The sequence below is a fragment of the Granulicella sp. L60 genome (assembly GCF_009765825.1).
Lineage (GTDB): Bacteria > Acidobacteriota > Terriglobia > Terriglobales > Acidobacteriaceae > Edaphobacter.
This window is the reverse complement of sequence record NZ_LMUR01000010.1, coordinates 45,020-51,324: the sequence shown is the minus strand read 5'-3', so window position 1 is coordinate 51,324 and position 6,305 is coordinate 45,020. Positions and strand designations below refer to the sequence as shown.

At 61.7% G+C, this 6,305-nt stretch carries 7 protein-coding genes; 5 read left to right on the top strand and 2 right to left on the bottom strand.

Annotated elements, in window-relative coordinates; genetic code table 11:
* The first annotated feature begins 580 nt into the window (after window positions 1–580).
* Window positions 581–895 (top strand): RcnB family protein, encoded by a 315-nt coding sequence (locus GSQ82_RS03585; RefSeq protein ID WP_158790657.1) that lies wholly within the window; start codon window positions 581–583, stop codon window positions 893–895.
* 115 nt (window positions 896–1,010) lie between these two features.
* Here the strand turns inward: GSQ82_RS03585 and GSQ82_RS03580 are convergent, their stop codons facing one another.
* Both GSQ82_RS03580 and rlmB read right to left on the bottom strand, forming a co-directional pair.
* The gene (locus tag GSQ82_RS03580) at window positions 1,011–2,951 is read right to left on the bottom strand and encodes a M1 family aminopeptidase (protein WP_158790656.1); all 1,941 of its coding nucleotides are present in this window, start codon (window positions 2,949–2,951) and stop codon (window positions 1,011–1,013) included.
* The gene (gene rlmB / locus GSQ82_RS03575; RefSeq protein ID WP_158790655.1) at window positions 2,948–3,736 is read right to left on the bottom strand and encodes a 23S rRNA (guanosine(2251)-2'-O)-methyltransferase RlmB; all 789 of its coding nucleotides are present in this window, start codon (window positions 3,734–3,736) and stop codon (window positions 2,948–2,950) included. The genes GSQ82_RS03580 and rlmB overlap by 4 nt, the downstream gene beginning before the upstream one ends.
* A gap of 118 nt (window positions 3,737–3,854) precedes the next feature.
* Between rlmB and GSQ82_RS03570 the strand changes: the two genes are divergently transcribed.
* The 4 genes from GSQ82_RS03570 to GSQ82_RS03555 are packed head-to-tail and all read left to right on the top strand — an operon-like array spanning window position 3,855 to window position 6,294.
* Window positions 3,855–4,547: an RNA polymerase sigma factor gene (locus GSQ82_RS03570; RefSeq protein WP_371417160.1), complete on the top strand. Its 693-nt coding sequence runs from the start codon at window positions 3,855–3,857 to the stop codon at window positions 4,545–4,547.
* A complete protein-coding gene (locus GSQ82_RS03565) occupies window positions 4,544–4,933 on the top strand; it encodes a hypothetical protein (RefSeq protein ID WP_216847009.1) in 390 nt (129 codons plus the stop codon). The genes GSQ82_RS03570 and GSQ82_RS03565 overlap by 4 nt, the downstream gene beginning before the upstream one ends.
* Window positions 4,933–5,481: a zinc ribbon domain-containing protein gene (locus GSQ82_RS03560; protein ID WP_158790654.1), complete on the top strand. Its 549-nt coding sequence runs from the start codon at window positions 4,933–4,935 to the stop codon at window positions 5,479–5,481. The genes GSQ82_RS03565 and GSQ82_RS03560 overlap by 1 nt, the downstream gene beginning before the upstream one ends.
* Window positions 5,482–5,487: 6 nt before the next feature.
* Entirely contained in the window at window positions 5,488–6,294 is an 807-nt protein-coding gene (locus GSQ82_RS03555) for a LytTR family DNA-binding domain-containing protein (protein ID WP_158790653.1), read from the top strand.
* The last annotated feature ends 11 nt before the right edge of the window (window positions 6,295–6,305 follow it).

The following is a 6,305-nucleotide window of genomic DNA, read 5'->3' as shown; positions in this document are numbered from 1 at the left end:
GGGGGTGTCGGGAGTGCTGCTGCTCGAGGATGAGCTGGAGGATGACGATGACGAGCCGGACTGGGAGCTGGTCTGGGCGTCTTGTGGGGTGCCGGTCTGGGCCTGAGTTTTGGCGCAGAGCAGGAGGGACGAGAGGGCGAACGATCCGAGGAGACACCGGGAGAAGAACGCTGCGGACCAACGAGGAGACGGGTTAGACAGAAAGGACACGATAGGGATTCGACGCTCCCCTAGAGCTTAAGACAGCGAAGGGTGTAGTGGCAAACCACTTCGCCACTTCGCGGGGTATACCGCTTCGCCACTTCGTTGGGTATACCGCTTCGCGTGGTCCTCCCGTTGGTCGGCACAGAAATTAAGGGATCGATGGGAGTTGTGTTCCGAATGGTCTGCGTGCTGCGAAGGGAAAAGCACTATGTGCGGGAGGCGCGTCCGGCAGGAGCTATATCTTGACTCTTTCCCGCGACGGATCGTGTTGCATCTGAGGCAGTTATCTGCGGGCTTTGATGTTTGGGCTGGACAATCGACGGTCGCCGAACAACAGGGCCTCCGGTTGCGGAATCTAAGTTAGTCAGGAGCACACATGACACGGATAAGAAAAGTTTTAGCTCTCTCGGCCCTTGCAGCAACCCTTAGCGTGAGTGGCGGATTCGCCATTGCCCAAGATCATCATGACGACGGGCATGACAGCCATTACGTTCGCCACGATGAGTGGAAAAAAGGAGCGAAGATCAACCATGATGACTGGAATCGCGGTCAGGCGGTTGATTATCACCAGTACCATCTGAACGCGCCGCCGCGTGGATACGAGTGGCGTTCGGTGGACGGCAACTATGTTCTGGCTGCGGCTGCGACGGGAGTTATTGCGTCGGTGGTTGTGGCTTCGACGATTCACTAGACGATTTATTGATCTCGTAAGTGAATTACTCGATGGGTGCGGATTGCGGTCAGGGTGAACTGGCTGCTATTCGTGCCCATTGGCGTTTAGGCGCATGTCTACTCTGAACGACTTTTTATTTGATGATGAGTTCCTTGGTGTGGGTGGAGGAGGTCATCTCCGGGACGCCGCCGTCGTTGACGACGACTTCTTCGGGGGTGCCCTCGAAGACCATGCGGGTGGAGGCGCTGGAGCGGCCGGGGATGCGCAGGCGCTGGGTTGAGGTGAGGGTGCCGGAGCGCACGGTGACGGGGACTTCGGCTACGGCGTCGCCGTCGTTGCGGACTTCTACGGCGACGAGCCAGCTGACGGCGCTCTTGTCTTTTCTTTCGAGGATGCGTGGAGTGACACTGGCGATGCTGAGGTCGGGAAGGCCGCGGTCACGGTAGACCCAGTCGTCGAAGAACCAGCCCAGTTCCCTCTTGGAGGTGGTTTCGAGGACGTGTTGAAACTGCTTGGGGTCGGCGTCGTTCTTGTCTTTGCGATAGGTCTGGAGGGCGTGTTTGAGGGCGTCTTCGCCGACGATGGCGCGGAGCATCCAGAGGACGGCGGTCGCCTTGGTGCGGTAGTAGACCTCGTCGTGGGCGTGGATGAGGCTTTGGCCTTCGTCGTCGGGGAGGGTGTCGCGGGTGAGGACGGGTTCGGCGAGGGCGAGGGTGTTGGCTCCCTGTTCGAGCTGGCGGATGGCGATCTCGCGACCGTCGCCCTGCTCGATCCATAGGAGGGACATAAACTGGGCTACGCCCTCGTCCAGCCAGACGTGCGAGGAGTGGAACCATGCGTGGCTGAGGGAGTGGACGAGCGACGGGGCTAACGCGGCGGGATCGGCGGCGTGCATGGGGGCGACGAGCAGGGTGTCGTCCTCGAAGGGCTGGCCGGGTTGGTCGAGGAGGTAGAGCATGTCCAGGGGGCCGGTGCCGAGCCAGTCGGTGAGGAGGGGACGGACTTTTTCTGCGGCTGCGTCGTAGTTGGGAAGGGTGTCGGGGTGTTCGGTGACGGCGGAGATGAGGTCGTCTGCGGTGACGGTGCCGGCGCGGTCGGTAACGAAGAGGCTGGGGGTGCGGAAGCCGAGGGGACGGGCGGCGAAGTCTGCGGTGGCTACGCCGGGGGAGCTGGAGACGGGCAGGTCGGTGTTTTCGTTGACGGCGGTGAGTTGTTCGCGGCGTCCGCAGAAGAAGGCTGCGTCGGGGGCGTCGCCTACGTACTCGACCGAGAGGCGGAGGTGGATGGAGGCGGCGGACTGTTGCAGCCGAGTTTGGCCGACGCTCTCGAAGAGCTTGGCGCCGTCGCCGAGGAAGACGGGTGCAGAGGCGGTGGGGTACCAGAGGACGTTGCCGAATCCGCGGAGGGCGGTGCGGTCGGGGGCGATGCGGTCCCAGTCGGCGTTACTGGCCTGCTCGGGTGGTGCTCCGATGCGGACGAGGCGCTCGCCGGACTGTTCGATCTTGCCGGAGTAGAAGGCGGTGAGCTCTGCGGTTGCGCCGGGGGCTAACGGCTGGGGCAGCGCGATGACGGCTTCGGTGGCACTGCCGGTGTGGTCTGCGTCGGTGTCTACGGGATGTTGCGTGAAGCTGAGCGGGGTGACTTTGCCTGCAGTCTCGAGCGCGATGCTCTCCCACTGGAGCGAGGAGGAGAGTTGCAGGGCAAGGCGCTTGAGGGGGAGCTTGCCGGAGTTCTGCACGGTGAATGCGGCGTGGACGGCGAGTTGCGAGGCTGCGGGGGTGAGGTGGACGTTGAGGTCATAGGTGGTGAAGACGAGCGAGGCTCGTTCGGCGTCGGTGACGTCGCTGGGGAAGGACCCGGCTGAGGGCTTTTGAGATTTCGCGGAGGGCTTCGCGGCTGGCTTTTCGGCTGGCTGGGAGTCCTGATCGCGCTTGAAGAGGATGGTGCCGTGGGGCGTGGTGGGGTCAGGGGTGGGCGGCTGGGCTTCCTGGCCTGAGGCGGCGGAGGTTGTGATCAGAATGGCAAGCAGCGTGAGGAGGCTGCATCGTGCAGATACTACGGAGATACTCTTCAAGATCCCAATCCCTTACGTGCCTTGACCGGCTTTGGCGCTGCGACGGGAGCCGCTGACTGACGCCTCTGGCGCATGGCTTCATACATGACGACTGCGCCTGCGACGGAGACGTTGAGCGAGGAGAGCTGACCGGCCATGGGGATGCGCAGGAGATGGTCGCAGGTTTTTTTGACGAGATCGTGGAGGCCGGCGCCCTCGCGTCCGAGGACGAGAACGCAGTCGGTCTTGAAGTCGAAGTCGGTGTAGTCGGGTGAGCCGCGCTCGTCGAGGCCGAGGACCCAGACGTTCTTCTGCTTCATCTGTTCGAGGGCGCGGACGAGGTTGGTGACGCGGGCGATGCGGACGTGCTCGGATGCGCCGGCGGAGGTTTTGGCGACGGTGGCGGTGACGGGGGCGGAGCGGCGTTCGGGGATGATGACGCCGTCGACACCGGCGCCGTCGGCGGTCCGCAGCAGGGCTCCGAGGTTGTGGGGGTCTTCAACGCCGTCGAGGGCGAGGAAGAAGCGATGCTGCTGGTTAGCATTTGGGGCGAGGAGATCTTCTACACCGAGGAACTTACGCTCGCGGATGACGGCGAGGACGCCCTGGTGCGCGTCGGTGCGGGCGAGCCGGGTGAGCTGGTCGCGGGGTTCGATGGAGACGCGGATGCCGGCGGTGCGACAGAGGTTGATGAGCTGCTCGAGGCGCTCGTCGCGGCGTTCGCGCGCTACGCTGACGTGGTCGAGCTGGCGCGAACCGGAGCGGATGGCCTCCTCGACCGGGTGGAGACCGTACAGAACTTCCATCTCTCAAGTTTACCGCTCCTTGGCTGCTTTCGGGCCATGGATGGGGGTCAGGCTTTAGAATGGATGGAGTGGAATGCGGCGAGGGCTGCCGCTGGCGTTCGAGGAAAATTTCTTTTTTATGGCTCATCCTGGCAAAAAGCGAGTCTTCCCAGAAGGAGAGAGCGTCTCTAGTGGTGTGCTGGCTGCTTCCATCTCGCTACGCTCCGCGGCTGCCGATCAGGCGCAGAGCGAAAATGCAGCGATTGCCCATGGCCTGAAGAGGCAGAATCCCGAGCTGCTGGATGAGTTGATCGAGCTGTATCAACACCGCCTGCTGCGGTATCTACTGTTTCTTACCGGGAAGCGCGAGGTAGCGGAGGATCTGTTCCAGGAGACCTGGATGCGTGTGCTGCTGCGTGGGTCGCAGTACAACGGCAAGGCTCGGTTTGATACGTGGCTGTTTACGATTGCGCGCAATTTGGTGATCGACCTGTCGCGGAAGCGCACGATGGCGAGCCTGGACGAGATGAGCGAGGGTGGGGAAGACGAACGCCCGTTCGAGATTGCGATCGATGGACCGTCGCCGCTGGAGCAATTTCAGTCGCGTGAGGACTGTGCCGAGGTGGGCGAAGTGTTGTTGAAGTTGGAGCCTACGTATCGCGAGGTGCTGGTTCTCCGTTTTTATGAGGAGCTCTCGCTGGAGGAGATTGCCACGGTGACGCGTGCGCCTCTGTCTACGGTGAAGTCGAGGCTGTATCGCGGATTGGCGGCTTTGAAGCCCGAGATGGTGCAGCTTCGTGCGCCTCGTTCACTCGGGGAGGTGGAAGGGTGACCGACGACTTCAAAGATTTGCCGCAGAGCGCACACACGTCTGTCGAACCGCCTGCGGGAGCGACAAGAATGGGTGTGCAGGTCCGGGGTTCGGTGGTGAACCGTACGCATCGGGTGGTGCGGGAGCGGGCGAAGACGATGGCGGCGAGACGCAGCCGGTTTCGCAGCCTGTGGATTCCAATGGCGGTGTGCTCTGCTTTGATGGTTATTTTTTGCACCGCGGTGTGGAGTGTGCTGGACCAGTATGAAGTGACTCCGACCGGGGTGCCGGACGCGAGTAATCAGTTTCTTGTTCTGTTCCTCTGGTTTTTTCCTGTATCCATGGCCTTGTTAGCTTTGGTATTGTTTCGCCGAGCCCGTAAGCGTTCGAATGGAGAAGCTGTTTAATGGCCAGATACGGAGAGCAGGGACTAGATCGGTCGCAGGATAACCTGCCGGGAGCTGAGGATCAGCTGAGCATGATTCCGACGTGGTCGGTGGTGCTTGCGATCATCGTGTTTGCCGCGGTGCAGTATCTCTTTCACGGCGTGCTGCCGCACCATAAGCATGAGCTGCTGCCAATGCGGTTGCTGATGGGCTACTCGTGGGGCACGGCGTTTGCCAGCTACGTGCTGCTGGTTGGGTATGTGAGCCGGGATGTTCGCAGGCGCAGGATGCCGGCGGGACTGTGGATGCTGATTGTGGTGGTGATGCCGGGTGGAATTGGCGCGGTGGTTTATTTCCTGCTGCGGCAACCGATGTTGATGCCTTGTCCGCACTGCAGCACGGAGATTACGTCGGGCGTTCACTTTTGTCCGCAGTGCCAGTTCCAGATGGCGCCGGTGTGCGGGCGATGCTTTCGCGGCGTGCAGATTACGGATGTGTACTGCACGCAGTGTGGGCACGATCTTGCCGAGGACCATGCGCCGGCTCGCCTGCGCGTATATAGTGACTAGTTGCACATGTCACTGACTGCTCTCATCATCGATGATGAACCTCTGGCCCGGCAGGAGCTGCAGTATCTGCTGGATGGCGCGGGTGGGGTTGAGGTTCTGGCGCAGGGAACGAATGGAATCGAAGCCGTTGAACTGATAAAAGCGCACAAGCCTGACCTGGTGTTTCTGGATGTGCAGATGCCGGGCCTGGATGGGTTTGGCGTGCTGAAGAAGCTGCTGGACCGCAAGGTGCCGATGCCGCAGGTGGTGTTTGCGACGGCGTTCAACCAGTATGCCGTGCGCGCCTTCGAGGTGAACGCGGTCGATTATCTGCTGAAGCCGTTCGATCGGAAGCGGGTGATGCAGACGATTGAAAAGGCGCGGGCGCGAATGGCGGCTCCGGTGGAGTCGGCTGCGAGTCTTACGCTGGATACGGGGGCTAAGCTGGATGCTCTGCTGCGTCTGGTGGAGGAGCAGGCGCAGGCGCCGAAGACCCACTCGGGCAAGGTGATCGTAAGGGCGCAGAGCAGGCTGCTGCTGGTCGATCAGCGCGAGATTTGTTTTGCTTCGATTGAAGAGGGAACGATTAGCGTGGTGACCCGGACGGTGGAGGGGCACTCGAACTGCAGGACGCTGGAGGAGCTGATGGACCAGCTCGATCCGGAGACGTTCTGGCGGGCACATCGCTCGTACCTGGTTAATATTCAACACATTCGCGAGGTGGTGCCGTGGTTCAAGTCGAGCTATCAGCTTCGTATGGACGACGCGCAGAAGACGGAGATTCCAGTGAGCAGGGCGCAGACGAAGCGGTTGCGGGAGTTGTTTAATCTGTAGGGTGCGTGGTG

Excerpts from the sequence above, each read along its gene's own strand:
- GSQ82_RS03585 (WP_158790657.1), top strand. The coding sequence starts at position 581 with ATGACACGGATAAGAAAAGTTTTAGCTCTCTCGGCCCTTGCAGCAACC.
- rlmB (WP_158790655.1), bottom strand. The coding sequence starts at position 3,736 with ATGGAAGTTCTGTACGGTCTCCACCCGGTCGAGGAGGCCATCCGCTCC.
- GSQ82_RS03570 (WP_371417160.1), top strand. The coding sequence starts at position 3,855 with ATGGCTCATCCTGGCAAAAAGCGAGTCTTCCCAGAAGGAGAGAGCGTC.
- GSQ82_RS03560 (WP_158790654.1), top strand. The coding sequence starts at position 4,933 with ATGGCCAGATACGGAGAGCAGGGACTAGATCGGTCGCAGGATAACCTG.
- GSQ82_RS03555 (WP_158790653.1), top strand. The coding sequence starts at position 5,488 with ATGTCACTGACTGCTCTCATCATCGATGATGAACCTCTGGCCCGGCAG.